This window comes from Streptomyces sp. NPDC028711 (genome assembly GCF_055565415.1).
Window position 1 is genome coordinate 157878 of record NZ_JBVHUJ010000006.1, and the last position, 26755, is coordinate 184632.

20 protein-coding genes are annotated in these 26755 nt (G+C 71.6%); 10 read left to right on the top strand and 10 right to left on the bottom strand.

Annotated features, from left to right (window positions below):
- Positions 1-43 precede the first annotated feature (43 nt).
- On the bottom strand, positions 44-2257 hold the full coding sequence (locus ACZ4VK_RS20595; RefSeq protein ID WP_468353880.1) for a helix-hairpin-helix domain-containing protein: 2214 nt from the start codon (positions 2255-2257) through the stop codon (positions 44-46).
- On the bottom strand, positions 2254-3231 hold the full coding sequence (locus tag ACZ4VK_RS20600; protein WP_468353882.1) for an aldo/keto reductase: 978 nt from the start codon (positions 3229-3231) through the stop codon (positions 2254-2256). The genes ACZ4VK_RS20595 and ACZ4VK_RS20600 overlap by 4 nt, the downstream gene beginning before the upstream one ends.
- Positions 3232-3361: 130 nt before the next feature.
- On the opposite strand from ACZ4VK_RS20600, the gene ACZ4VK_RS20605 reads away from it, so the two are divergent.
- Together ACZ4VK_RS20605 and ACZ4VK_RS20610 are read left to right on the top strand one after the other, a co-directional pair.
- Positions 3362-4411: an LLM class F420-dependent oxidoreductase gene (locus ACZ4VK_RS20605; protein WP_468353884.1), complete on the top strand. Its 1050-nt coding sequence runs from the start codon at positions 3362-3364 to the stop codon at positions 4409-4411.
- Between the two features lie 232 nt (positions 4412-4643).
- Complete coding sequence (locus ACZ4VK_RS20610; protein WP_468353886.1) at positions 4644-5429, top strand: ferritin-like domain-containing protein; 786 nt, start codon at positions 4644-4646, stop codon at positions 5427-5429.
- 38 nt (positions 5430-5467) lie between these two features.
- On the opposite strand, the gene ACZ4VK_RS20615 is transcribed toward ACZ4VK_RS20610, so the two are convergent.
- Positions 5468-6460, bottom strand: a complete 993-nt coding sequence (locus tag ACZ4VK_RS20615) for a magnesium and cobalt transport protein CorA (RefSeq protein ID WP_468353888.1) — start codon at positions 6458-6460, stop codon at positions 5468-5470.
- Between the two features lie 139 nt (positions 6461-6599).
- Here ACZ4VK_RS20615 and ACZ4VK_RS20620 point away from each other — a divergent pair, with 139 nt between their 5' ends.
- The 4 genes from ACZ4VK_RS20620 to mshC all read left to right on the top strand — a co-directional run bounded on the left by ACZ4VK_RS20620 (position 6600) and on the right by mshC (position 10131).
- Positions 6600-7289 carry a histidine phosphatase family protein gene (locus tag ACZ4VK_RS20620; protein WP_468353890.1) on the top strand — a complete coding sequence of 230 codons (690 nt, stop codon included), beginning with the start codon at positions 6600-6602 and terminating at the stop codon, positions 7287-7289.
- A gap of 68 nt (positions 7290-7357) precedes the next feature.
- Positions 7358-7948, top strand: coding sequence for a DUF3090 domain-containing protein (locus ACZ4VK_RS20625; protein ID WP_468353892.1), 591 nt, complete (start codon positions 7358-7360; stop codon positions 7946-7948).
- Positions 7945-8751 (top strand): SCO1664 family protein, encoded by an 807-nt coding sequence (locus ACZ4VK_RS20630; protein WP_468353894.1) that lies wholly within the window; start codon positions 7945-7947, stop codon positions 8749-8751. Before ACZ4VK_RS20625 ends, ACZ4VK_RS20630 begins: the two co-directional genes overlap by 4 nt.
- A 150-nt stretch (positions 8752-8901) precedes the next feature.
- A complete protein-coding gene (gene mshC, locus ACZ4VK_RS20635; RefSeq protein WP_468353896.1) occupies positions 8902-10131 on the top strand; it encodes a cysteine--1-D-myo-inosityl 2-amino-2-deoxy-alpha-D-glucopyranoside ligase in 1230 nt (409 codons plus the stop codon).
- Positions 10132-10277: 146 nt separating this feature from the next.
- Here the strand turns inward: mshC and ACZ4VK_RS20640 are convergent, their stop codons facing one another.
- From ACZ4VK_RS20640 to ACZ4VK_RS20660, 5 genes are all read right to left on the bottom strand, one after another.
- Positions 10278-11465 carry a PAC2 family protein gene (locus ACZ4VK_RS20640; protein ID WP_468353898.1) on the bottom strand — a complete coding sequence of 396 codons (1188 nt, stop codon included), beginning with the start codon at positions 11463-11465 and terminating at the stop codon, positions 10278-10280.
- A 264-nt stretch (positions 11466-11729) separates the two neighbouring features.
- Complete coding sequence (locus tag ACZ4VK_RS20645) at positions 11730-13334, bottom strand: glycerol-3-phosphate dehydrogenase/oxidase (protein ID WP_468353900.1); 1605 nt, start codon at positions 13332-13334, stop codon at positions 11730-11732.
- Positions 13335-13337: 3 nt separating this feature from the next.
- Positions 13338-14870 (bottom strand): glycerol kinase GlpK, encoded by a 1533-nt coding sequence (gene glpK, locus ACZ4VK_RS20650; RefSeq protein WP_468353902.1) that lies wholly within the window; start codon positions 14868-14870, stop codon positions 13338-13340.
- Between the two features lie 35 nt (positions 14871-14905).
- Positions 14906-15664, bottom strand: a complete 759-nt coding sequence (locus ACZ4VK_RS20655) for an MIP/aquaporin family protein (protein WP_468353904.1) — start codon at positions 15662-15664, stop codon at positions 14906-14908.
- Positions 15665-15916: 252 nt separating this feature from the next.
- A complete protein-coding gene (locus tag ACZ4VK_RS20660; protein WP_468353906.1) occupies positions 15917-16681 on the bottom strand; it encodes an IclR family transcriptional regulator in 765 nt (254 codons plus the stop codon).
- 240 nt (positions 16682-16921) lie between these two features.
- Here ACZ4VK_RS20660 and metH point away from each other — a divergent pair, with 240 nt between their 5' ends.
- From metH to ACZ4VK_RS20680, 4 genes are all read left to right on the top strand, one after another.
- On the top strand, positions 16922-20431 hold the full coding sequence (gene metH, locus ACZ4VK_RS20665; RefSeq protein WP_468353908.1) for a methionine synthase: 3510 nt from the start codon (positions 16922-16924) through the stop codon (positions 20429-20431).
- Between the two features lie 128 nt (positions 20432-20559).
- Positions 20560-21258: an HAD family hydrolase gene (locus ACZ4VK_RS20670; RefSeq protein ID WP_468353910.1), complete on the top strand. Its 699-nt coding sequence runs from the start codon at positions 20560-20562 to the stop codon at positions 21256-21258.
- A gap of 474 nt (positions 21259-21732) precedes the next feature.
- Entirely contained in the window at positions 21733-23322 is a 1590-nt protein-coding gene (locus ACZ4VK_RS20675; RefSeq protein WP_468353912.1) for an ABC transporter substrate-binding protein, read from the top strand.
- A 98-nt stretch (positions 23323-23420) separates the two neighbouring features.
- Positions 23421-25001, top strand: coding sequence for an ABC transporter substrate-binding protein (locus ACZ4VK_RS20680; RefSeq protein ID WP_468353914.1), 1581 nt, complete (start codon positions 23421-23423; stop codon positions 24999-25001).
- Between the two features lie 64 nt (positions 25002-25065).
- On the opposite strand, the gene ACZ4VK_RS20685 is transcribed toward ACZ4VK_RS20680, so the two are convergent.
- Together ACZ4VK_RS20685 and ACZ4VK_RS20690 are read right to left on the bottom strand one after the other, a co-directional pair.
- Positions 25066-25743: a response regulator gene (locus ACZ4VK_RS20685; RefSeq protein ID WP_468353916.1), complete on the bottom strand. Its 678-nt coding sequence runs from the start codon at positions 25741-25743 to the stop codon at positions 25066-25068.
- Between the two features lie 42 nt (positions 25744-25785).
- Entirely contained in the window at positions 25786-26688 is a 903-nt protein-coding gene (locus ACZ4VK_RS20690) for a RecB family exonuclease (RefSeq protein WP_468353918.1), read from the bottom strand.
- Between the last annotated feature and the right edge of the window lie 67 nt (positions 26689-26755).

The window sequence follows — 26755 nt, forward strand, 5'->3', positions numbered from 1 at the left end:
CCGCGATCGGTGTCCGGCCCTCCGCCGTTCCGCCCGGCCGGTCCTACTCCTCGGGCGTGGCGAGCAGCGCCGCCAGAAGCGGCCGCAGCCGCGTCGTACGCTCCGGAGCCACCCCCTCGGACACCGCGCGGGGCAGCGCCTGGTCGACACCGTGCACGACCGACAGATGGCGCTCCGCCCGGCCGAAGGCCGTGTACACCCAGGCCCTGCTCAGGCCGCCGGCCGCGTCACCGGGCAGCACCACGACCACCGCGGGCCAGCGCGTCCCGGCGGCCTGGTGCGCGGTGACCGCCCAGCCGTGCCGCAGCGTCGACTCCACCCGCTCCTTCGGTACGAGGAGCGCCTCGTCCCCGCACCGCAGCCGCAGGCCCTCCGCGTCGGCCGACAGCACCGTGCCCGTCACCGTCCGGCCCGGCGCCGGCGCGTACGCCACCCGGTCGCCGATGTCGTAGCCGCCGAAGCGGCCGGGGCCCGGGTTGAGCCGCTGCTTGAGGGCGGCGTTCAGCGCGCGCGTACCGGCCGAGCCGCCGTGTCCGACCGTCACGACCTGTGTCTGCTCGGAGGGCACCCCGATCGCCCGCGGCACCGAGTCGGCCACCAGCTGGACCGTACGGTGCACGGCCTCGCCCGCGTCCCGCACCGGGACGATCACGATCTCCTTGCCGGGCGCCTCGACCTGGTTCAACTCGCCGGCGCCGATGCCCGAGACCAGCTCGCCGAGCGGCCCCGGGTCGGGCAGGCGCGAGGCGATCCGCGGGCACACCCGGGCCGCGAGCACGTCGGCGAAGACCTGACCGGCACCCGGCGCGCCGAGCACCTCCGGGTCGCCGCTCAGCACCAGACGGCAACCGTCGGGCAGCGACTCAAGCAGCACGGCGGCCGTCTCCACGTCCAGCTGCGGGGCGTCGAGCACCACGAGGAGGTCGAGGGCGAGCGCGCCCTCCTCGTCGCGGCCGGGACCGACCGCCCCGGAGAGCAGATCGGCGACCGTGACCACGTTCACCCCGGCGGCGGCGGCCGTGCGCCGCCCGTCGTCCGCGTGGACGGTGATCAGGGCACGGAGGCCGCGCGCCTGGGCGGCCACAGCCAGCGCCACCGGCTCGGCGCGGGACGCCTCGCCGCCCGTGTGCAGGACGAGGCCGTGCGCACCGGCCGCGCGCTCCAGCTCGGAGCCGTCCCACTCGGCGGGCTTCACCGTCCTGACCAGCCGGGCGAGCGCGTCCGCGAGGCTCTCCTCGGCCAGTGCGTACCGGTCGAGCCCGAGCAGCACGGGCGCGGCCGGTCCCTCGTCGCCGGCCTCCGCGGGCATCGAGTCCTCCGCGCTCTCCTCGTCCTCCTCGGGCTGCTCCTCCGCCGTCTCCTCCTCCTGGAAGACGAGGACGGCGCCCGCCGAGACCGCCTCCTCGACGGCGGACTCCGGATCGGGCACCGCGTGCCCGGCGAGTCCGGCGCGGACGGCCTGGATCTCAAGGGCCGTGTGCCCCTGGAGCGCGGCCCGCTCCAGGAGCCACACCGTCAGGGCGAGGGTCCGGCGCGGGTCGTCGGGGCCGCACGCGGGGCCGAGCAGCGCCCGCGCGAAGCCGTCGGCCTGCTCCGGGCGCACCCCGGGCACCGTGAGCAGCAGCCACGGGTCGTCGAGCAGGGCCGCCGCCGCGCCCTCGCCGAGCGCGGCGGCGACCTGCCCGGCCAGCGCCTCGGGGGCGCCGCCCTTGGCGAGGACCTCCCGCACGGCGGCCGTGGTGCCGGGCGCGGGCTCGGACGGGGGGACCGGTGCCGGAGGCCGTACGGTCACGGTGGGGGCCGTCTCGGGCGCGGGGCGCCGGGGCGCCGGCTCGGGGGCCTCGTAGAACGCGCTGCCCGATGCGGCGCCGCCCTCCACGGCCCGGACGGCGGCGAGCAGGTCGGCCGCCGTGCCGCTCAGCTTGGTGCCGCTGACGACCGGCCCCTCCTTCTCGGCCTTCCGCGCCTCGATCCTGGCCCGCAGCTCCCGCTGCGCGGCGAGCTCGGCCTGCGCGTCACTCAACTCGGCGGCGGCGACGCCCTCGGCGGTACCCGACCCACCGGCCGGTTCCTCGGCGGCACCGGGCCCTTCGGCCGTACCCGACCCCTCGGCGGGCTCCTCGGCGGCACCGGGCTCTTCGGCCGTGCCGCCCGGCTCCTCGGTCGCTTCGGGGCCCGGGGTCCCGACGGCATCCTCCTGCAGGTTCTCGGCGGGCTCCACGGCCTCGGGCGCGGTCTCCCCGGAAGGCTCGGTCACAAGGTGCTCCAGTCGTGATCCGGATAGCGGTGCACGGGCGCCGACACATCGTCCAGCGCCCGACAGATCTCGTCAGGAAGACTAAGGGTCTCCACCGACAACGCGGCCGTGAGCTGCCGCGCCGTGCGCGCGCCGACGATCGGGGCGGTCACTCCCGGCCGGTCACGGACCCAGGCGAGCGCCACGTGCAGCGGGGTCGACGCGAGTCCGTCGGCCGCCGTCGCGACCGCGTCCACGATCCGGCTCGCGGCCACGTCGAGATACGGCTCGACGAACGGCGCCATCGTCTCCGACGCGCCCCGCGAGTCCGTGGGCGTCCCGCCGCGGTACTTGCCCGTCAGGACCCCGCGTCCAAGCGGCGAGGACGGCAGCAGGCCTATCCCGAGGTCCTGCGCGGCCGGCAGCACCTCGCGCTCCACACCGCGCTGGAGCAGCGAGTACTCCAACTGCGCCCCCGCGAGCCGGGTCCGGTCCCCGCCGAGCTGCCAGGTGCCCGCCTTGGCGAGCTGCCAGCCGCAGAAGTTCGCCACGCCCGCGTACCGCGCCCGCCCGCTGCGTACGGCGATGTCGAGCGCCTGGAGCGACTCCTCCAGGGGCGTGTGCGGGTCGAAGGCGTGCAGCTGCCACAGGTCCACGTGGTCGGTGCCGAGCCGGGCGAGGGACGCGTCGAGCGCGGCGAGCAGATGGCCGCGCGAGCCGTCCGTCCGCCGGTCGGGGTCCGGCACGCTGCCCGCCTTCGTCGACAGGACGAGGTCCTGCCGGGGGACGAGCCGCTCCATGAGGCGGCCGAGCAGATACTCCGCCTCGCCCCCGCCGTACACGTCGGCGGTGTCGACGAGCGTGCCGCCCGCGTCCCAGAACGACTTCAACTGCTCGGCGGCGTCGTGCTCGTCGGTGTCCCGGCCCCAGGTGAGGGTGCCGAGTCCGATGCGCGACACACGCAGGCCGGTACGTCCGAGATGCCTCTGCTCCATGGGCGCGAGATTACTGGCCAGGGCACCACGCGGAGAGAGCCTGTGGACAACCGCGTCCTGACGGATCGCCCGACCGCGCGCTAGAGTCCGGCCCACAGGGACGTTACCGATGGGTAAGGGGTGCGTGGACATGCGGCTCGGCATCAACCTCGGCTACTGGGGCGCCGGTATGGACGGCGACAATCTCGCCGTCGCCCAGGAGGCGGACCGCCTCGGCTACGACGTCTGCTGGGCCGCCGAGGCGTACGGCTCCGACGCCCCCACCGTCCTCGCCTGGGTCGCGGCGAAGACCGAACGCATCGACGTCGGCTCCGCGATCATGCAGATCCCCGCCCGTCAGCCCGCCATGACGGCGATGACCGCCGCGACCCTCGACTCGCTCACCGGCGGCCGTTTCCGCCTCGGTCTCGGCGTCTCGGGGCCGCAGGTCTCCGAGGGCTGGTACGGCGTCAAGTTCGACAAGCCGCTCGCCAGGACCCGTGAGTACGTCGAGATCGTCCGCAAGGCGATGTCCCGCGAGCGCCTCACCCACGACGGGGAGCACTGGACCCTGCCGCTCCCCGACGGCCCCGGCAAGCCCATCAAGCTCACCGTCCACCCGCAGCGGGAGCACATCCCGCTGTACATCGCCGCGATCGGCCCCAAGAACCTGGAGCAGACCGGCGAGATCGCCGACGGCGCCCTGCTGATCTTCCCCTCCGCCGCCCACCTGGAGGAGACCGCGCTCCGGCCGCTGCGCGCGGGCCGCGAGAAGGCCGGTCTGACGATGGACGGCTTCGACGTCTGTCCCACCGTCCCGCTCGCCCTCGGCGACGACGTCGAGGCCCTCGCGGGAGTGTTCCGCCCGTACACCGCGCTCTACGTCGGCGGCATGGGCAGCCGCAAGCAGAACTTCTACAACCAGCTCGCGCGGCGCATGGGCTACGAGAAGGAGGCCGCCGAGATCCAGGACAAGTACCTGGCAGGCGACAAGACGGGCGCCGCGGCCGCCGTGCCCCACAGCCTCATCGACCAGACCGCGCTGCTCGGCTCCGTCGAGCGGATCGCCGACCGGATGACGGCCTACGCCGAGGCCGGTGTCACCACCCTCACCCTCGCCCCGGCCGGCTTCACCCTGGACGAGCGGGTGGCGGCCCTGCGGGCGGGCGTGGAGGCCATGGAGCGGGCGGGTCTGGCGTAGCCCGGAGCGCCGTGGAGAGAAGAGGTCCGCGGCCGTGGTGGGGGCTCGGGGGTCTTCCCCGCCACGGCCGTCACGCAGCACAACGGCTCCGCGGGGTCCCCGGTTACGCCCCCGGCACTCACTCTTTCGGCCGAGTCGGGCGCCCCTCCTGTTGCCCGCCGCCCCGGACCGTCTTTGACTCGTTCTGTCCCCGGGGGCGTACGGAGTGCGGACACGCACGGAGGTGGCGGCGATGCTCACGGCCAAGGGTCTGTTCCAGGAGATCATCGACAACGACGAGTCCTTCCGGCTCTTCTGCTCCATCGCGGCGAGCGGTGAGACCCAGGGCGGCTGGGAGAACGCCCGGATCGCGGCCCTCGTCGCGCCCGGCATGCGGGAGCTCGCACCCAAGATCACCCGGCACGGGGCCGACGAGGACAAGCACGGCCGGATCTTCAACGCGTTGATGAAGAAGCGCGGCCTCGAACCCGTCCCCGTCCCTCCCGACACCGACTACACGATGCTGCTCGAACAACGCGGCATCGGCCTCGCGCACGACAAGCTGCGCCGCGACGAGCCGCTCACCGAGCGGGACATCATCGTCTACCTCGCCCACAGCCGGGTCACCGAGCAGCGGGCAGCCGACCAGATGGACATGCTCGTCACGTACTTCGGGGACCATCCCGAACTCGGCAGGGCCATCCACATGATCGACCACGACGAGGCGAACCACCTCGCCTACTGCCACGAGGAACTGCTCCGCCTCGCCCGCGAGGGCCACGGCCGGCTCATCCACCGGACCCTGCGCGAGTCCGCCCTCGTCGAGATCCAGGTCTACCGCGACGTCAGCCTCGCCGTGATGCGTCACATGGGGCGGATCCTGCGCTGGCCCCGGCCCAAGGCCGCCGCCCTCGCCGCCGGCATCCGCGGCATGTACGTGTACGAGCGCGCCGCGGGATGGCACAACATGGTCGACCTGCGGATGCCCGAGCGGCTCGACGCCCTCGGCGGACCCGCGACCCCCGCCCCCGCCTACTGAACCCCCGTGAGCCCCCCGCCGGTTCCCGGGGCGGGGCCTCACATCCAGCCGCGCCGCTTGAACAGCCGGTAGAGCCCGAGGACGATGCCCGTCATCACGACGATCACCACCGGGTACGAGCCCACCCAGCGCAGCTCCGGCATGTGGTCGAAGTTCATGCCGTAGATCCCGGCGACCATCGTGGGGACCGCCGCCATGGCCGCCCAGGCCGAGATCTTCCGCATGTCGTCGTTCTGCCGCACCCCCATCTGCGCGAGATGGGCCGACAGCACGTCGGACAGGAGCCGGTCGAGCCCCTCCACCTGCTCGTTGGAGCGCAGCAGATGGTCGTTGACGTCCCGGAAGAACGGCTGCGAGCGCTCGTTCACGAACGGCACCGAACCGGCCGTGAGCCGGGCCAGCGGACCCGCGAGCGGACCGCTGGCCCGGCGGAACTCCAGGACCTGCCGCTTCGCCGTGTAGATCCGCTCCGCCGTGTTCGCAGGATTGCCCCCGGTGGGCGCGAAGACGTCCGCCTCCAGCTCCTCCAGGTCCACCTGGAGCTCACCCGCCACATCGAGGTAGTGGTCCACGATCGCGTCGCTCACCGCGTACAGGACCGCCGTCGGCCCGTGCTTCAGCAGCTCCGGATCCGCTTCCAGACGGCGGCGCACCTCCGCGAGCGGCGCGCCCTCGCCGTGCCGGACCGTCACCACGAACGAGTCGCCCACGAACAGCATCAGCTCGCCCGAGGAGACCCGGTCGCTCGCCGGCTCGTACACGATCGGCTTGAGCACCGCGAACAGGCTGTCGTCATAGACCTCGAGCTTGGGCCGCTGGTGCGCCTTCAGGGCGTCCTCCACGGCCAGCGGGTGCAGCGCGAACTCGGAGGTGACGTGGTCGAACTCCGCCTCCGTCGGCTCGTGGAGCCCCACCCAGAGGAAGGCGTCACCGCTGGCCCGCGCCTCGTCCAGGGCGTCCGAGAGGTCGGCGGGCCCGTCCGTGCGGCGCCCGTCCCGATAGATGGCAGAGTCGACGATCACGCGCCGCATTCTCCCCCCGAACGGCCCCGCCATGCACACGCGGACCCCTCCGGATCCCTCCCCACGGGGTGTCGACCGGCCACCGGCGGCGGGACGCGGGTGCCGGGAGCCCGGCCCGATCAACAGGACACCGCCTAGGCTGGCCGCCATGGCCACGCTGATCCTCGTCCGGCACGGACGCTCCACCGCCAACACCTCCGGGGTCCTCGCCGGGCGCACGCCCGGGATCTCCCTCGACGAGCGGGGGGCCGCGCAGGCGGCCGCGCTCCCCGGGCGCCTCGCGGACGTCCCGCTCGCCGCCGTCGTCTCCAGCCCCCTCCAGCGCTGCCGGGAGACCGTACGGCCCCTCCTCGAAGCCCGCCCGGACCTCCCGCTGCACGTCGAGGACCGGATCAACGAGTGCGACTACGGCGACTGGTCGGGCCGCAAGCTGGCCGAACTGAACGACGAGCCGCTGATGGAGATCGTCCAGGCGCACGCCTCCGCCGCCGCCTTCCCCGGCGGCGAGTCCATGCGCGCGATGCAGGCCCGCGCCGTCGACGCCGTGCACGACTGGAACGCGCGGATCGAGGCCGAGTACGGCGAGGACGCCTGCTACGTCATGTGCTCGCACGGCGACATCGTCAAGTCGATCGTGGCCGACGCCCTCGGCCTCCACCTCGACCACTTCCAGCGCCTCCACGTCGACCCCTCCTCGGTCACCGTCATCCGCTACACGCGCCTGCGTCCCTTCCTCGTCCGCCTCGGCGACACAGGGGACTTCGGCGGCTTCGGCCCCCGGGACCACCCCGACAGCAGTGGGACGGCTGAGGTCGGGGGCGGTGCGGGCGCACCGTGATCCCCTCGCGCAGTAGGGTGGACGCGCCGCTGTAGTACGACTGTCGAGACGCAAGGGAGCCGGGAAACGTGTCCCGTCAGGTGTTCCTCTACGACCCACCGGAGCGTTTCGTGGCCGGCACGGTCGGGCTACCTGGCCGCCGTACGTTCTTCCTCCAGGCGTCCGCCGGCGGCCGGGTCACCAGCGTCGCCCTGGAGAAGACACAGGTCGCGGCCCTCGCCGAGCGCATGGACGAACTCCTCGACGAGGTCGTGCGCCGCACCGGGGGCAACGCGCCCGTGCCCGCCGTCGCCCCCGCCGAGGTCGCCGACACCGCCCCCCTCGACGTACCCGTCGAGGAGGAGTTCCGGGTCGGCACCATGGCGCTCGCCTGGGACGGCGACGAGCAGCGCATGATCGTCGAGGCGCAGGCGCTCGTCGAGCTCGACGTGGAGTCCGAGGAGGACCTGGCCGAGGCCGAGGAGCGCCTCCTCCAGGACGAGGAGAACGGCCCGCCGATGCTCCGGGTCCGCCTCAGCGGCGCCCAGGCGCGCGCCTTCGCCAAGCGGGCCCTGGACGTGGTCAACGCGGGCCGCCCGCCGTGCCCGCTGTGCAGCCTGCCGCTCGACCCCGAGGGGCACGTCTGCCCGCGCCAGAACGGATACCGCCGCGGAGCATGAGCAGCAGCCCCCCGACGCCGCCGGACGCCGAGCTGCTCGCCCGTGGTGAGCTGACCGTGCGCGGCCAGGTCCGCGAGGCCTCCAACGCCGTCCTGTACTGCTCCGTCGCCTACGGCGGCCGTGAGGCCTTCTGCGTCTACAAGCCGGTCGCGGGTGAGCGGCCGCTGTGGGACTTCCCCGACGGCACCCTCGCCCAGCGCGAGGTCGCCGCCTACGAGATCTCCGAGGCCACCGGCTGGGGCCTGGTCCCGCCGACCGTGCTCCGCGACGGGCCGTACGGGGAGGGCATGGTCCAGCTGTGGATCGAGGCCGACCCGGAGGCCCGGCTCCTCGCCCTCACCGAGGACGAGGAGGCGGGCGAGGGCTGGAAGGCCGTCGGGCCCGCCCAGCTCGACGAGGAACGCACCGCGCTCCTCGTCCACGCCGACACCCCCGAGCTGCGGCGGCTCGCGGTCCTGGACGCCGTCATCAACAACGGCGACCGCAAGGGAGGCCATCTCCTGCCGGCGCCCGACGGACGCCTCTACGGCATCGACCACGGCGTCACCTTCCACGTCGAGGACAAGCTGCGCACCCTGCTGTGGGGCTGGGCGGGCGAGCGGCTGCCCGCGGAGGCGGCCGGGGTGCTCGACGCGCTCGACGGCTCCCTGGCGCCGGGAGGGCCCCTCGCCGCCCGTCTGGCGGAACTGCTCACTACCGCCGAGGTCGCGGCGGTACGCGCCCGCGTGGGGGCGCTGCGCACCACCGGACGGCACCCGGAGCCCTCCGGGCAGTGGCCCGCGATCCCCTGGCCGCCGGTCTGACCTTGGCCGAAAGGTTTCGGCCAAGGTCGCGGGCCGGCTCGCCACCCCTGGGGGGTATGCACGCAGGCCTCCGACCCGCAAGAGCGCCTAATCGGTCAAGATCCCGGATCCGGTTCGTATCCGGAACACCTGTCCGGTTACGCTCGGGGCATGCATGCCTGGCCCGCTTCTGAGGTCCCCGCCCTTCCTGGCAAGGGCCGCGACCTCCGGATCCACGACACCGCGACCGGTGGACGACTGACCCTCGCCCCCGGCCCCGTCGCCCGTCTCTACGTCTGCGGCATCACGCCGTACGACGCGACCCATATGGGTCACGCGGCGACCTACAACGCGTTCGACCTCGTTCAGCGCGTGTGGCTCGACACCAAGCGGCAGGTGCACTACGTCCAGAACGTCACGGACGTGGACGACCCGCTCCTGGAGCGCGCGATCCGCGACGGCATCGACTGGGTCGGCCTCGCCGAGCGCGAGACCGCCCTCTTCCGCGAGGACATGACCGCCCTGCGGATGCTGCCCCCGCAGCACTACATCGGCGCCGTCGAGGCCATACCCGGCATCGTCCCGCTCGTCGAACGCCTCCGGGACTCCGGCGCGGCCTACGAGCTCGACGGTGACATCTACTTCTCCGTCGACGCCGACCCGCACTTCGGGCAGGTGTCGAACTACAGCACCGAGCTGATGCGCCACCTCTCCGCCGAGCGCGGCGGCGACCCGGACCGCCCCGGCAAGAAGAACCCGCTCGACCCGATGCTCTGGATGGCCGCCCGCGAGGGCGAGCCGAGCTGGGACGGCGCCAGCCTCGGCGCCGGCCGCCCCGGCTGGCACATCGAGTGCGTCGCCATCGCCCTCGACCACCTCGGCATGGGCTTCGACGTGCAGGGCGGCGGCTCCGACCTGATCTTCCCGCACCACGAGATGGGCGCCTCCCACGCCCAGGCGCTCACCGGCGAGTTCCCCATGGCCAAGGCGTACGTCCACGCCGGCATGGTCGCCCTCGACGGCGAGAAGATGTCCAAGTCCCGCGGCAACCTGGTCTTCGTCTCCAAGCTCCGCCGCGACGGCGTCGACCCGGCCGCCATCCGGCTCGCGCTCCTCTCCCACCGCTACCGCGACGACTGGGAGTGGACCGACCAGGTCCTCGAGGACGCCCTTGAGCGGCTCGGCCGCTGGCGCGCCGCCGTGTCCCGTCCCGACGGCCCGTCCGCCGACGCGCTCGTCGAGGAGCTCCGCGAGGCCCTCTCCGACGACCTCGACACCCCCACCGCGCTCGCCGCGGTCGACCGCTGGGCCGCGCTCCAGACGGCCGGGGGCGGCACCGACGACTCCGCACCCGGTCTCGTCTCCCGCGCCGTCGACGCGCTCCTCGGCGTCGCCCTGTAACGAGGGGCCCTGCCGGCACGCGACCGCCCCCGGACTTCTCAGGAAGTCCGGGGGCGGTCCCGTTCCCGTCCCGCCGCGCGCCGCGGTGGACCACGCCGTACGAACGCCGTACGGGAGGGGCGGCCGCGCCACCCCTCCCGTACCGGTCACTTCTCGGCGTCGTCGCCGGGCGGCTCGGGCCCTTCACGGCCCTCAGGCCCGTCGGCCTCGCCCGAGGCGCCCTCCGCCGGCCCCGAGGCCTCGGCCTCCGGACCCGACGCCTCCGGACCCGACGCCTCCGGACCCGACACCTCCGGGCCCGACACCTCAGGACCCGACACCTCCGGGCCCGCTGTCTCCGGGCCCGCCGCCTCCGGTGACGCGGGCGTCTCGCCCGGTACCGCCTCCGGGCCCGGCTGCTCCGGCTTCGGCGGCCTCGTACGGCCGCTTCCGGCGTCCCGCAGGAACGGGGAGTCGCCGCCCTCCGTCGCCACGCCAGGACCGGGCCCCGTGCCCGGCTCACGCCGCCGCAGATACCGCTCGAACTCGCGGGCGATCGCCTCGCCCGAGGCCTCCGGCAGCTCCGCCGTGTCCCGGGCCTCCTCGAGCGTCTGCACGTACTCGGCCACCTCGCTGTCCTCGGCGGCCAGCTGGTCCACGCCCAGCTGCCAGGCCCGCGCGTCCTCGGGCAGCTCGCCCAGCGGGATGCGCAGGCCGATCAGGTCCTCCAGACGGTTGAGGAGCGCGAGCGTCGCCTTCGGGTTCGGCGGCTGCGACACGTAGTGCGGCACCGCCGCCCACAGGCTCACCGCCGGCACGCCCGCGTGCGTGCACGCCTCCTGGAGGATGCCCACGATGCCCGTCGGGCCCTCGTACCGCGTCTCCTCCAGGTCCATCGTGCGCGCCAGATCCGGATCGGACGTCACCCCGCTGACGGGGACCGGCCGGGTGTGCGGGGTGTCCCCGAGCAGCGCGCCCAGGATCACGACCATCTCCACGCCCAGCTCGTGCGCGAAGGCGAGGATCTCGTTGCAGAAGGAGCGCCAGCGCATCGACGGCTCGATCCCGCGCACGAGCACCAGGTCGCGGGGCTTCTCGCCGCCGACCCGGACCACGGAGAGCCGGGTCGTCGGCCAGGTGATCTTCCGTACGCCGTTGTCCAGGAAGACCGTGGGCCTGTTGACCTGGAAGTCGTAGTAGTCCTCGGCGTCGAGCGCCGCGAACACCTCGCCCTTCCATTCCCGGTCCAGGTGGGCGACCGCGGTGGAGGCGGCGTCGCCGGCGTCGTTCCAGCCCTCGAACGCGGCCACCATGACCGGGTCGATCAGCTCGGGTACCCCCTCGAGCTCGATCACCCAGCGCCTCCTTTTCGAAGTTCCTGTCGTACGGACCAACCTTACGGCTTTCTCCAGGCCCGTCCGCAGCCCCCGGACGTCCCCGAAAACCCGTGCGGCCTTGATCGACTACCCAGGAACGCGCCTCCGCACACGGTCGTCACGCCGAGCGTGACGTCCTGTTCCAACCGGTCGGCCGCGGACAGGAGTTCACCGGCGAGAGGCCGCGCGGGGCACACGTCAGGGGCGGCCCTCGACGAGGACCGCCCCCTGCGCGTACGGGAGTTACCTGCTCAGCATGGACTCGACCCCGGCGCGGATCTCGTCCGTCGCCAGACCGCGGATGGTCAGCGTCGTGCGGCGGCGCAGCACGTCGTCCGCCGTCTCGGCCCACTCGTGGTCACGGGCGTAGGCGACCTGGGCCCAGATCTCCGGCGCGTCCGGGTGGATGCGGCGGGCGAGCTCGGGGTTCTCGTTCGCCATGCGGGCGATGTCGAAGGAGAGCGAGCCGTAGTGCGTCGCCAGGTGCTTGGCGGTGTCGGCGGCCATCCGGGGGCCGGGCGCCGGACCGTCGACGAGCAGCCGGTGCGCGACCGCGTTCGGGTTGGCGATGCCGGGCAGCGGCAGCCGCTTGGGCAGCGTCGAAACCGACGCGTAGTCCTCGCCCAGCGGGTGGCCGGGAAGCTGCTCCAGCTTCCTCATCACCGTACGGCCGATGTGGCGGAAGGTCGTCCACTTGCCGCCGGCCACCGACAGCATGCCGCCGCGGCCCTCGGTGACGACCGTCTCGCGCTTGGCCTTGGAGGTGTCTCCGGGGCCGCCGGGGAGCACCCGGAGGCCGGCGAAGGAGTAGGTGATGAGGTCGCGTGACAACTGCTGGTCGCGGATGGAGAAAGCGGCCTCGTCCAGGATCTGGGCGGTGTCCTTCTCCGTGACCTCGACCTGGCCGGGGTCGCCCTCGTACTCCTCGTCGGTGGTGCCGAGCAGCAGCATGTCCTCCCAGGGGAGGGCGAAGGTGATGCGGTACTTGTCGATCGGGGTGGCCAGGGCGGCCTTCCACGGCGAGGTCCGCTTGAGGACCAGGTGCGCGCCCTTGGAGAGGCGGATGGAGGGGGCCGCGTTCGGGTCCTCCATCTTCCGCAGGTGGTCGACCCACGGGCCGGTCGCGTTGAGCACGAGACGGGCGCTGACCCCGAACTCGTCGCCGCTGGTGCGGTCCTTGAGCTCGGCGCCGGTGACCCGGCCGTGGGTGAAGCGAAGCCCGGTGACCTCGGCGTGGTTGAGGACGGTGGCACCGGCGTCGACCGCCGCGCGGACCGTCATCAGGGCCATGCGGGCGTCGTTCATCTGGTCGTCGCCGTAGACGGCCACGGCCTTCAGGTTGTCCGTACGGAGCTCCGGCACGTCCTGCGCCGCCTTGGCGGGGGAGAGCAGGTGTCCGACGCCGTCGCCGAACGCCGACAGGGCGCTGTAGGCGAAGACACCGGCGCCGAGCTTGGCCGCGCCATGCGGGCCGCCCTTGTAGACGGGCAGGTAGAAGGTGAGGGGGTTGGCGAGGTGCGGTGCCACCTGACGGGAGACCGCACGCCGCTCGAAGTGGTTCTCCGCCACCAGCTTCACCGCGCCGGTCTGCAGGTAGCGCAGACCGCCGTGGAGCAGCTTCGAGGAGGCGGAGGAGGTGGCGCCGGCGAAGTCGCCGGCGTCCACCAGGGCCACCCGCAGGCCCGACTGCGCGGCGTGCCAGGCGGTGGAGATGCCCAGGATGCCGCCGCCGATCACCAGGAGGTCGTACGTCGCCTTGGAAAGCTGGTCCCGGGTCTCGGCGCGGCTCGGGAGGGAGCCGGACGCCGGATGCGTCCCAAGGGCGGGGACGCTCTGCAGGGTGGTCATGTCTTACTCCTCGGATGCGTCATCGAGCCAGCCCATGGAGCGTTCCACGGCCTTGAGCCAGCTCTTGTACTCGCGGTCCCGCCTGTCGGCGTCCATGCGAGGGGTCCATTCCGCCGCGCGGCGCCAGTTGGCGCGCAGCGCGTCGGTGTCCGGCCAGAAGCCGACGGCCAGACCGGCGGCGTAGGCGGCGCCGAGGCAGGTGGTCTCGGCGACCATCGGACGCACGACGGGTGCGTCCAGGAAGTCCGAGAGGGTCTGCATCAGCAGGTTGTTGGAGGTCATGCCGCCGTCGACCTTGAGCGCGGTCAGCTCGACGCCGGAGTCCTTGGTCATGGCGTCGGTGATCTCGCGGGTCTGCCAGGCGGTGGCCTCGAGGACGGCGCGGGCGATGTGCGCCTTGGTGACGTACCGGGTGAGACCGGCGATGACACCGCGGGCGTCGGAGCGCCAGTAGGGGGCGAAGAGGCCGGAGAAGGCCGGCACGAAGTAGGCGCCGCCGTTGTCCTCGACCGAGGACGCGAGGGTCTCGATCTCGGCGGCGGACTTGATCAGGCCCATCTGGTCGCGCATCCACTGCACCAGCGAACCGGTGACGGCGATCGAGCCCTCCAGGGCGTAGACCGGCTTCTGCTCGCCGATCTGGTAGCCGACCGTGGTCAGCAGGCCGCTGTAGGAGTTGATGATCTTGTCACCGGTGTTCATCAGCATGAAGGTGCCGGTGCCGTACGTGGACTTCGCCTCGCCCTCGGCGAAACAGGTCTGGCCGAAGAGGGCTGCCTGCTGGTCGCCGAGCGCCGAGGCGACCGGGACGCCGGCGAGGGCGCCGTCCTTGACGTGGCCGTAGACCTCGGCGGAGGACCGGATCTCGGGGAGGACGTTGAGGGGGACCCCCATCGACTCCGCGATCTTCTCGTCCCAGGCCAGCGTGTGCAGGTTCATCAGCATGGTGCGGGAGGCGTTGGTGACGTCGGTGACGTGCACGCCGCCGTCGGTGCCGCCCGTGAGGTTCCAGATGACCCACGAGTCCATCGTGCCGAAGAGGATGTCGCCGGCCTCGGCGCGCTCACGCAGGCCCTCGACGTTGTCGAGCATCCAGCGGATCTTCGGGCCGGCGAAGTAGCTCGCGAGCGGCAGGCCGGTCTCGCGGCGGAAGCGGTCCTGGCCGACGTTGCGGCCGAGCTCCTTGCAGAGCGCGTCGGTGCGGGTGTCCTGCCAGACGAGGGCGTTGTGGACGGGCTCGCCGGTGTTCTTGTCCCAGAGGAGCGTGGTCTCGCGCTGGTTGGTGATGCCGATGGCCTTGACGTCGGCCGCGGCGATGCCGCCCTTCGTCAGGGCGCCGGCGACGACCTCCTGGACGTTGGTCCAGATCTCGGCGGCGTCGTGCTCGACCCAGCCCGGCTTCGGGAAGATCTGCTCGTGCTCCTTCTGGTCGACCGAGACGATCCGGCCGTCCTTGTCGAAGACGATGCAGCGGGAGGAGGTGGTGCCCTGGTCGATGGCCGCGATGAACGGGCCGGAGGTGTGTGCGTCGGTCACGGTGTGCTCCAAGGGAGGTCTGGGAGAAGGACGGCTCAGGCGAACGCGATGGTGTAGATACCCGCGGCGATGGCGCCACCGAACAGCGGTCCCACGACCGGGATCCAGGCGTAGCTCCAGTCGGAGCCGCCCTTGTTCGGCAGCGGCAGCAGGGCGTGCACGATGCGCGGGCCGAGGTCACGGGCCGGGTTGATCGCGTAGCCGGTCGGGCCGCCGAGCGAGAGGCCGATGGACACCACGACGAACGCGGTGATCAGGGCGCCTATGACGCCGAGGCCCTTGCCGCTGTCGTTGAGGCCCTGGGTGAGCACGGCCAGGACGAGCACGACGGTGCCGATGATCTCCGTGGCCAGGTTCTGCCAGGTGTTCCGGATCTCGGGGCCGGTGGAGAAGATGCCGAGCACCGGGCCGGGGCCCTCGATCGGCTCCTTCGCCGCGGCCTCCGGGTCGGTGAGGTGGGCCTGGAACTGGCCGTAGTAGGCCACCCAGACCAGTGCCGCACCGATCATCGCGCCGAGCATCTGACCCGCGATGTAGACGGGGACGTCACCCCACGCGCCGTCCTTGATCGCGATTCCGACCGTGACGGCGGGGTTCAGATGGGCGCCCGAGAGGGAAGCCGTCATGTAGACGGCCGTCATGACGGCGAAGCCCCACCCGAAGGTGATCGCGAGCCAGCCCGCGTTGCGGGCCTTGGAGCCCTTGAGCGTGACGGCGGCACACACACCGCCGCCGAGCAGAATGAGAACGGCGGTACCGATGGTCTCGCCGAGGAAGATGTCGGAGCTGGACACCCGCGACTCCTTTGTCCTTCGTCCAGGGGAAGGCGAACCCCGGGTCCCTCCGGTGGTCCGCGCCCTCGTGTGAGGGCGTCACCGGCCCTTGGCACTGCCACACTCTAACGTGTATTGCCGTTAAGTGTTCGGCAATGCCGACCGGTGAACGGAAGTTTTGCCCCCTGGTTAACAGCGCGTCAAGGGTCCGGGATGCGAAAAACCCGCCGATAACGGGATCGTTACCGGCGGGTCAGGTGGGACGGGGGAGGCTCAGAAGCGCCTGGCCCCGAGATCCCTCGACACGGCACGGGCGCAGTCCCGCACCGCCGCCACCAGTTCGGGCCGCAGCTCCCCCTCGGGGCAGAGCCGCTCCACGGCGCCCGTGACCGCCACCGCGCCCACCGGCATCCGGCGCCGGTCGTGGATCGGCGCCCCCACCGATGCCACGCCCTCCCAGGTCTCCTCCACGTCCGCCGCCCAGCCGCGCGCCCGGGTCATGTCGAGCAGGGACTCGAACGCGCTCAGCTCCGTGGTCGTACGGGGCGTGAACGCCTCCCGTTCGACCTCGAGGACCTCGCTGTGCGCCACCGGGTCGTACGCCGAGAGGACCTTGCCGAGCGCCGTGGAGTGCAGCGGCTGCATGGCGCCCACCTCGAGGACCTGGCGGCTGTCGTCCGGCCTGAAGACGTGGTGGACGATCAGCACCCCCTGCTGGTGCAGCACCCCCAGGTGCACGCTCTCGCCGCTGGACCGCGCCAGGTCGTCCGTCCAGACCAGGGCCCGGGCCCGCAGCTCGTGCACGTCCAGATAGCTGTTGCCGAGCCGCAGCAGCTCCGCGCCGAGCTGGTAGCGGCCCGAGGCGGCGTCCTGCTCCACGAAGCCCTCCGCCTGGAGGGTGCGCAGGATGCCGTGGGCGGTGCCCTTCGCGAGCCCGAGCGAGGACGCGATGTCCGACAGGCCGAGCCGGCGCTCGCCGCCCGCGAGCAGTCGCAGCATGGCCGCCGCCCGTTCAAGCGACTGGATGTTCTTCGCCATCGCCCGGCCTTCTCCTCTCACGTTGTTCGACAATGCTGAACAATATCGGTCGATGCCGACCTTGTGTCACACAAGACAGTGTCGGACAAGAACGGGCCGGACCGGGAGTCCCCGCACACAGGATGCCGTCCGGCCCGTGGGACGCCGTGTCCACCCCGGCCCCCTCGCGGTTACGCTGGCCCCGTGCACCCTCCACCGAGGTGCAAAGCCGACAGCCGTCGCATTCCAGGGAGCTCATCCATGGCCTCGTTGCCGACCCCTTCCGCAGACAGCCGGAACCGTGCCGCATCCCTCCGCGAGGCGCTCGCGAGCCGCGTCGTCGTCGCCGACGGAGCCATGGGCACCATGCTCCAGGCCCAGGACCCCACCCTCGAGGACTTCCAGAACCTCGAAGGCTGCAACGAGATCCTCAACATCACCCGGCCCGACATCGTGCGTTCCGTGCACCGGGAGTACTTCGAGGCCGGCGTCGACTGCGTCGAGACGAACACCTTCGGCTCCAACCACTCCGCCGCGGGCGAGTACGACATCGCGGACCGGATCTTCGAGCTCTCCGAGGCCGGCGCCCGGATCGCCCGCGAGGTCGCCGACGAGTTCGGCGCCCAGGACGGCCGCCAGCGCTGGGTGCTCGGCTCCATCGGCCCCGGCACCAAGCTGCCCTCGCTCGGCCACATCGCGTACGGCGTCCTGCGGGACGGCTACCAGCAGAACGCCGAGGGCCTGCTCGCCGGCGGCGCGGACGCCCTGATCGTGGAGACGACCCAGGACCTCCTCCAGACCAAGTCGAGCCTCATCGGCGCCCGCCGCGCCATGGACGCCCTGGGCGTCGACGTCCCGCTGATCTGTTCGCTCGCCTTCGAGACCACCGGCGTCATGCTGCTCGGCTCCGAGATCGGCGCCGCGCTGACCGCCCTCGAACCCCTCGGCATCGACATGATCGGCCTGAACTGCTCGACGGGCCCGGCCGAGATGAGCGAGCACCTGCGCTACCTCGCCCGCCACTCGCGGACGCCGCTCATGTGCATGCCCAACGCCGGCCTGCCCATCCTCACCAAGGACGGCGCGTACTTCCCCCTGACGCCGCCCGAGATGGCCGACGCGCAGGAGAACTTCGTCCGCGACTACGGCCTGTCCCTGGTCGGCGGCTGCTGCGGCTCCACGCCCGAGCACCTGCGCCAGGTCGTCGAGCGGGTCCAGGGCCTCACGCCCCCCGAGCGCACGCCCCAGCCCGAGCCCGGCGCCGCCTCGCTCTACCAGACCGTGCCGTTCCGGCAGGACACCGCGTACATGGCGATCGGCGAGCGCACGAACGCCAACGGTTCGAAGAAGTTCCGCGAGGCGATGCTGGAGGCCCGCTGGGACGACTGCGTCGAGATGGCCCGCGACCAGATCCGTGAGGGCGCGCACATGCTCGACCTCTGCGTGGACTACGTGGGCCGCGACGGTGTCGCCGACATGGAGGAGCTGGCCGGCCGCTTCGCGACCGCCTCCACCCTCCCCATCGTCCTCGACTCGACCGAGGTGGACGTCCTGCGGGCGGGTCTGGAGAAGCTCGGCGGCCGGGCTGTCATCAACTCGGTGAACTACGAGGACGGTGACGGGCCCGAGTCCCGTTTCGCGAAGGTCACCCGGCTGGCGCAGGAGCATGGTGCGGCGCTCATCGCGCTGACCATCGACGAGGAGGGTCAGGCGCGGACCGCCGGGCACAAGGTGGCGATCGCCGAGCGGCTGATCGACGACCTGACGGGCAACTGGGGCATTCACGAGTCGGACATCCTCATCGACACGCTGACCTTCACGATCTGCACGGGTCAGGAGGAGTCGCGGAAGGACGGCATCGCGACGATCGAGGCGATCCGTGAGCTGAAGCGCCGCCGCCCGGCCGTGCAGACGACGCTGGGTCTGTCCAACATCTCGTTCGGTCTGAACCCGGCCGCCCGTATCCTCCTCAACTCCGTCTTCCTCGACGAGTGCGTGAAGGCGGGTCTGGACTCGGCGATCGTCCACGCCTCGAAGATCCTGCCGATCGCCCGTTTCGACGACGAGCAGGTCACCACCGCCCTCGACCTGATCTACGACCGGCGCGCGGAGGGTTACGACCCGCTGCAGAAGCTGATGGCCCTCTTCGAGGGTGTCAACACCAAGTCGATGAAGGCCGGCAAGACCGAGGAGCTGCTCGCGCTTCCGCTCGACGAGCGGCTGAAGGCCCGGATCGTCGACGGCGAGAAGAACGGTCTGGAGGCCGACCTCGACGAGGCGCTGTCGATCCGGCCCGCCCTGGAGATCGTCAACGAGATCCTCCTGGACGGCATGAAGACGGTGGGCGAGCTGTTCGGCTCGGGCCAGATGCAGCTGCCGTTCGTGCTCCAGTCCGCCGAGGTCATGAAGACGGCCGTGGCGTACCTGGAACCGCACATGGAGAAGTCGGACGCGGACGGGAAGGGCACGATCGTGCTTGCCACCGTTCGCGGCGACGTGCATGACATCGGCAAGAACCTCGTCGACATCATCCTCTCCAACAACGGCTACAACGTCGTCAACATCGGCATCAAGCAGCCGGTCTCCGCGATCCTGGAGGCCGCCGAGGAACACCGGGCCGACGTCATCGGCATGTCGGGTCTCCTCGTGAAGTCGACCGTGATCATGAAGGAGAACCTTCAGGAGCTGAACCAGCGCGAGCTGGCGGCCAAGTACCCGGTGATCCTCGGTGGCGCGGCCCTGACCAGGGCGTACGTCGAGCAGGACCTGTACGAGATCTACCAGGGCGAGGTGCGGTACGCCCGCGACGCCTTCGAGGGCCTGCGGCTCATGGACGCCCTCATCTCCGTCAAGCGCGGCGTCCCCGGAGCCGTACTCCCGGAGCTGAAGCAGCGGCGGGTCGCCAAGGCGGCCGCGCCCCTTCAGGTCGACGAGCCGGAGCCCGGCGGCCGTTCCGACGTGGCCGTCGACAACCCGGTGCCGACCCCGCCGTTCTGGGGCACCCGTGTCGTCAAGGGCATCCCGCTGAAGGACTACGCCTCCTGGCTCGACGAGGGCGCCCTGTTCAAGGGCCAGTGGGGCCTCAAGCAGAACCGGGCCGGCGACGGACCCTCGTACGAGGAGCTCGTCGAGACCGAGGGCCGGCCCCGGCTGCGCGGCTGGCTGGACAAGCTGCACACCGGCAACCTCCTGGAGGCGGCCGTCGTCCACGGCTACTTCCCCTGCGTCTCCAAGGGCGACGACCTGATCATCCTGGACGAGGCCGGCAACGAGCGGACCCGCTTCACCTTCCCCCGCCAGCGCCGGGGCCGCCGCCTGTGCCTCGCGGACTTCTTCCGCCCGGAGGAGTCCGGCGAGACCGACGTCGTCGGCCTCCAGGTCGTCACCGTCGGCTCGAAGATCGGCGAGGCCACCGCCGAGCTCTTCGCCTCCGACTCCTACCGCGACTACCTCGAACTCCACGGCCTCTCCGTCCAGCTCGCCGAGGCACTCGCCGAGTACTGGCACGCCCGCGTCCGCGCCGAGCTCGGCTTCGCGGGCGAGGACCCCGCCCACGTCCAGGACATGTTCGACCTCAAGTACCGCGGCGCGCGCTTCTCGCTCGGCTACGGCGCCTGCCCCGACCTCGAGGACCGCGCCAAGATCGCGGAGCTGCTCGAGCCGGAGCGGATCGGCGTCCACCTGTCGGAGGAGTTCCAGCTCCACCCCGAGCAGTCCACCGACGCCATCGTGATCCATCACCCGGAGGCGAAGTACTTCAACGCCAGGTGACCGCCCAGGGGTAAATCCGCACGTTTCCGATGATCGGGACGTACACTTGTCGGTCCAGTGCAGGCCGGCCGCCCTCCCCGTACCGGGGAGGGGGCCGGCCTTCTCGTCCCTCCATGGAGGTGTGCCGGATGACCAGTACGGTCCCCGCGTCCCTGATCCGTACGAACGGAAGCTCCGCCCTCCAGGCGGTCTTCCTCGACATGGACGGGACCCTCGTCGACACGGAGGGCTTCTGGTGGGACGCGGAGGTGGAGGTCTTCGCCGACCTCGGTCACCGGCTCGACGAGGCCTGGCGGGACGTCGTCGTCGGCGGCCCGATGACCCGCAGCGCGGGCTACCTCATCGAGTCGACCGGCGCGGACATCACCCTCGCCGAGCTGACCGTCCTGCTCAACGAGAAGTTCGAGCGGCGCATCGACCGGGGCGTGCCGCTCATGCCGGGCGCCGAACGGCTCCTCGCCGAGCTGGCCCGGCACTCCATCCCGACCGCCCTGGTCTCCGCCTCGCACCGGCGGATCATCGACCGGGTCCTCGACTCGCTCGGCCGTGACCGCTTCGCCCTCACCGTCGCCGGGGACGAGGTCACCAGGACCAAGCCGCACCCCGAGCCGTATCTGACGGCCGCCCACGGCGTCGGGGCGGACCCCTCGCTGTGCGCCGTCGTCGAGGACACGGCGACCGGTGTCGCGGCCGCGGAGGCGGCGGGCTGCCGGGTCGTCGCGGTGCCCTCCGTCGCGCCGATCGCCCCTTCTCCCGGCCGGGTCGTCGTACGGTCCCTCGAAGAGGTCGACGTGCCCTTTCTCCGCACGCTGATCACCGGGATCTGAGCTTTCCCTGAGCTTTCCGCGGGCCGCGCCGGCGGAATGCCCTTTCGCCACGCGAAAACGATCAGGCCATTCACCGAAAGGGCCGCTGCGTGACCTTGGTCACCCAGCGTGCCTGACGGTGGGTGGCCTTCGTCGTGCCCACGCCCGAAAAGAGGATGTTTCGACGTCCCCATGTGTCCCGATTCGCTCGCCCCCGTCCGCATCATCCGCCGCATGACTATCGAGCGCCACGCATTCATGATCACTGTGCGATTACCCCCGCGCGGACCCGTGGTCGGGCAATAGGTGCGCCGCCCACTAATCTTTCGCGAGTACTTCGCCGCATAACCGCGTGCAACCGGCACACACCCAAGTCGCCGTGAACACAGGACCGATCGCAACACCCGGCCCGATCGCTCCCGCCCCGACCGGGCGGCCGGCGGCGGAGTTCCACTGACCGCTGTATCCCAGTGCCGGATGAGGAGATCGTCCCTGATGAACCGCAAGACCCTGGTGCTGCCGGCCGTGGCCGGACTGCTCGCCCCTCTGCTCGCCGCCTGCGGTGGCGCCGAGGACGGCGCAGCGATCGTCGTCGGCACCACGGACCAGTTCATCGCCACCGCGGACGCCCCCGCCCCGCTCGACCCGGCCTTCGCCTACGACACCGGCGCCTGGAACATCCTGCGGCAGACCGTCCAGACCCTGATGCACGTGCCCCGCGGCGGCGGCGAGCCCGTCCCCGAGGCCGCCCAGAGCTGCGGATTCTCCGACAAGGCCAGCGAGAGCTACCGCTGCAAGCTCCGCCCCGGCCTCACCTTCGCGGACGGCACCCCGATCACCGCCGAGGACGTCAAGTACTCCGTCGACCGCGTCCTGAAGATCAAGTCGGACAACGGCACGGCCGCCCTCCTCTCGAACGTCGACACCGTCGAGACCAAGGGCACCGACGAGGTCGTCTTCCACCTGAAGACCCCCGACGCCACCTTCCCGTACAAGCTCTCCACCCCGGTCGCCGGCATCCTCAGCAAGGACAAGTACGCCGCCGACAAGCTCCGTGACGGCTTCGACGTCGACGGCTCCGGCCCGTACACCATGAAGGTCGAGCGCTCGGGCGACAAGGCCACCCGCTTCGTCTTCACCAAGAACCCCGCCTACAAGGGCGACATCACCCTGCGCAACGACAAGGTCGAACTGCGCCCCTACGGCGACCCCGTCGCCATGGGCCGCGCCCTGGAGAGCGACGACATCGACATGATGGCCCGCTCCCTGTCGCAGCAGCAGGTCAAGGACCTCACCGAGACGCCCAAGGACGGCATCGAGATCATCGAGGTCCCCGGCCTCGAGATCCGCTACCTCGGCTTCAACACCAAGGCCCCCGCGGTCCAGGAGAAGGCCGTACGCCAGGCCATGGCCGCCGTCGTCGACCGCGGCGCCCTCGTCAACCGGGTCTACGGCCCCACCGCCGAGCCGCTGTACTCGCTCATCCCCTCCAGCATCACCGGCCACGCCACCCCCTTCTTCGACGAGTACGGCGAGCCCGACCGCGACCGCGCCGCCAAGCTCCTCAAGGACGCCGGCGTCGAGACCCCGGTCAAGGTCACCCTGAACTACACCACCGACCACTACGGCGCCGAGACCGCCGAGGAGTTCGAGGCGCTGAAGAAGCAGCTCACCGCCACCGAGCTCTTCGACGCCACCGTCCAGGGCACCGAGTGGTCGAAGTTCCGCACGGCCCAGAAGCGCGGCGACTACGCCGTCTACGGCCTCGGCTGGTTCCCGGACTTCCCGGACCCGGACAACTACATCGCGCCGTTCCTGGACAGCGACAACTTCCTCAACACCCCGTACGTGAACAAGGTCGTCCGCGACCAGCTCATCCCGCGCTCGCGCCGCCAGGCCGACCGCACCGCCGCAAGCCCCGTCTTCAACCAGATCCAGAAGATCGTCGCCCGCGACGTGCCCGTCCTGCCCCTCTGGCAGGGCAAGCAGTACGTCGCCGCCCGGGACGACCTCAACGGAGTCGAGTACGCGCTCAACACGTCCTCCGACCTGCTGCTCTGGGAACTGGGCCGAGGCACCGCCTAGGGCCTGTCCGACAGGCCCTCACCCCGTCGACTGGATCGGTTACACCGGCCGCGCACCCGCGCGCGGCCGGCCTGACAAGAGATCACGAGGCACGTTCTGTGAAGACGCACAACAAGTGGCTGACGGCGCCCCTCGCCGCGGGCCTGGCCGCCGCCCTCCTCAGCGGCTGTGGCACCGAGCAGGGTGGCGCGGGGGACTCCGGCAACGGCGTACGCGTCGGCATGTCCGACGAGATCCTCAGCGCCGACCCGGCGGCCGGCTACGACCCCGGCTCCTGGCTGCTGTTCAACAACGTCTTCCAGTCCCTCCTCGCCTTCCCCAAGGGCGGCTCCGAGCCCGAGCCCGACGCCGCCGACAGGTGCGGCTTCTCCGCCGGCAGCACCGTCTACACCTGCACCCTGCGGGACGGCCTCACCTTCTCCAACGGCAACGAGCTCACCTCGAAGGACGTCAAGTACTCCTTCGAGCGGGCCCTCAAGATCGCCGACCCGGCCGGCCCCGCGCCGCTGCTCTCCACCATCGACAGGATCGACACCCCCGACGAGCGGACCGTCGTCTTCCGTCTCAAGGTCCCCGACGCCACCTTCCCCAGCAAGATCGCCTCCGGCGCCGGCTCCATCGTCGACCACCGCGAGTACCCGGCCGACGCGCTCCGCACCGACGGCAAGGCCACCGGGTCCGGCCCGTACAAGCTGAACGCCCTCAGCGACTCCGAGGCCACCTTCTCCGCCAACTCCGCCTACCGGGGCACCGCACAGCTCAAGAACGACTCCGTCACCCTCAAGCTCTACCGCGGCGACCGCTCCGCCCTCTCCAAGGCCCTCACGGCCGGAGAGATAGACGTCGCCTACCGAGGCCTCTCCGCCGACGACATCGCCGCCCTCGAGAACTCCGCCACGACCGGCGAACGGGGCATCGAGGTCACCCAGGGCAGCAGCGCCGAGGTCCAGCACCTCGTCTTCAACATGAAGGACCCGGTCGTCGGCAAGCTCGGCGTCCGCCAGGCCATCGCCCACCTCGTCGACCGCGAGGCCCTCGTCGAAGGCGTCTACAAGTCGACGGCCACACCGCTCTACTCGATCGTCCCGGCCGGCATCGCCGGACACAACACCGCCTTCTACGACACCTACGGCGCCCCCGACAAGGCGAAGGCGAAGAAGGCCCTGCGCGCCGCCGGCATCACCGACAAGGTGAAGCTCACCCTCTGGTCCACCCCCAGCCGCTACGGCCCGGCCACCGACCAGGAGCTCCAGGCCATCGCGGGACAGCTCAACGCCAGCGGCCTCTTCGACGCCGACGTCAAGTCCATCCCCTACGACCAGTACGAGAAGGACATCGAGGCCGGCAAGTACGGCGTCTACGTCAAGGGCTGGGTCCCCGACTACCCCGACGCCGACAACTTCACCGCCCCCTTCTTCGGCGAGGGCAACGTCCTCGGCAACCACTACGAGAACACCACCATCACCGGCAGCCTCCTCCCGAAGACCGCCGCCGTCCCGGACCGCGCCGCCACCGCCGACGAGTACGGAAAGCTCCAGGACCTCGTCGCCGAGGAGCTCCCCCTGCTGCCGCTCTGGCAGGGCAAGCAGTACGCCGTCGCCCGCGACGACGTCACCGGCCTCGAATGGACCCTCGACGCCTCGACCGTCTTCCGCTTCTGGGAGATCCGCAAGGGCTGACCCCCCCCGCACACGACAGGAGGGCCCGGCGCGCACCGCGCACCGGGCCCTCCCGCCGTCCCCGCTACTGACCGCCGGCGCCCGGCCGCACCAGACCGCTCTCGTACGCGTACACCGCGGCCTGCACCCGGTCCCGCAGCCCCAGCTTCGTCAGCACATGACCCACATGCGTCTTCACCGTGGTCTCGCTGACGAACAGATCCGCCGCGATCTCCGCGTTCGACAGACCCCGCGCCACCAGCTTCAGGACCTCCACCTCACGGTCCGTCAGCCGGGTCAGCGTGTCCGGCATCTGCTCCTCACCCGTCGGCAGATGCGCCGAGTACTTGTCGAGCAGCCGCCGCGTGATCGACGGCGCCAGCATCGCCTCACCGGCCGCCACCACCCGGATCGCCTGCACCAGCTCGTTCGCCGGAGCGTCCTTCAGGAGGAAACCGCTCGCCCCCGCCCGCAGCGCCTCCACCACGTACTCGTCGAGGTCGAAGGTCGTCAGCACCAGCACCTTCGCCGGACCGTCCCGGCCGGGACCCGTGATCTGCCGGGTCGCCTCCACCCCGTCCATCCGCGGCATGCGGATGTCCATCAGCACCACGTCCGGCTGCAGCGCCCGCACCTGATCCTGCGCCTGGAGACCGTCCCCGGCCTCACCCACCACCGCGATGTCCTGCTCCGCCTCCAGAATCATCCGGAAGCCGGTGCGCAACAGCGGCTGATCGTCGACCAAGAGGACGCGGATCGTCACAAGGGCTCCTTCACGGGGCTGAGCTCACGAGGTGCGCCGGCACTACGGTGCCGACGGGGCCGGGTCCATTCTGCCCTGCCCCGATTCGCCCGACTCCGGCGGGCGCGCGGAGACGATCTTCAGCGGATAGACCGGGGGAGTCCCCCCGAACTCCGGACAGACCGCCTGGTGATCGCACCAGCCGCACAGCTTCGTCGGCCGCGGCCGCCAGTCACCCGACTCCGTCGCGAGCCGGATCGCCTCCCACAGCGCAAGGAGCTTCCGCTCCACCCGCAGCAGATCCGCCTCCACCGGGTCGTACGTCAGCACCTCACCGCTGCCCAGATAGACCAGCTGCAGCCGCCGCGGGATCACCTGCCTCAGCCGCCACACCACCAGCGCGTAGAACGTCATCTGGAACAGCGCGCCGTCGCGGTACTCCGGCCGCGGCGCCTTGCCCGTCTTGTAATCGACGATCCGCACGTCACCCGAAGGCGTCACGTCGATCCGGTCGATCACCCCGCGCAGCCGCAGCCCGGAATCCAGCTCCGTCTCCACGAACAGCTCACGCTCGGCCGGCTCAAGACGCGTCGGGTCCTCCAGCGTGAACCACCGCTCGACCAGCCGCTCCGCCTCACCCAGCCAGCCCGCGAGCCGCTCGCCGTCCGGATCCTCCGCGAACAGCTCACCCAGCTCCGGCTTCGACTCGAGCAGCCGGTCCCACTGCCCCGGAACCATCGCCCGCGCCCGCGGAGCCGTCCGCTCCACCGCCGGATCGTCGAAGAGCCGCTCGAGCACCGCGTGCACCAGCGTGCCCCGCGTCGCCGCCGCACTCGGCCGCTCCGGCAGCCGGTCGATCACCCGGAACCGGTACAGCAGCGGACACTGCATGAAATCGCTCGCCCGCGAAGGCGACAACGACATGGGCGCCCGGGGCTCCGCCGGCACCTGCTCGCTCGTACTCATGACGAAGACCCTACGACCCGCCACCGACAGCGAGCGGAATACCATCGACCCGGGACCCCGTCGCACT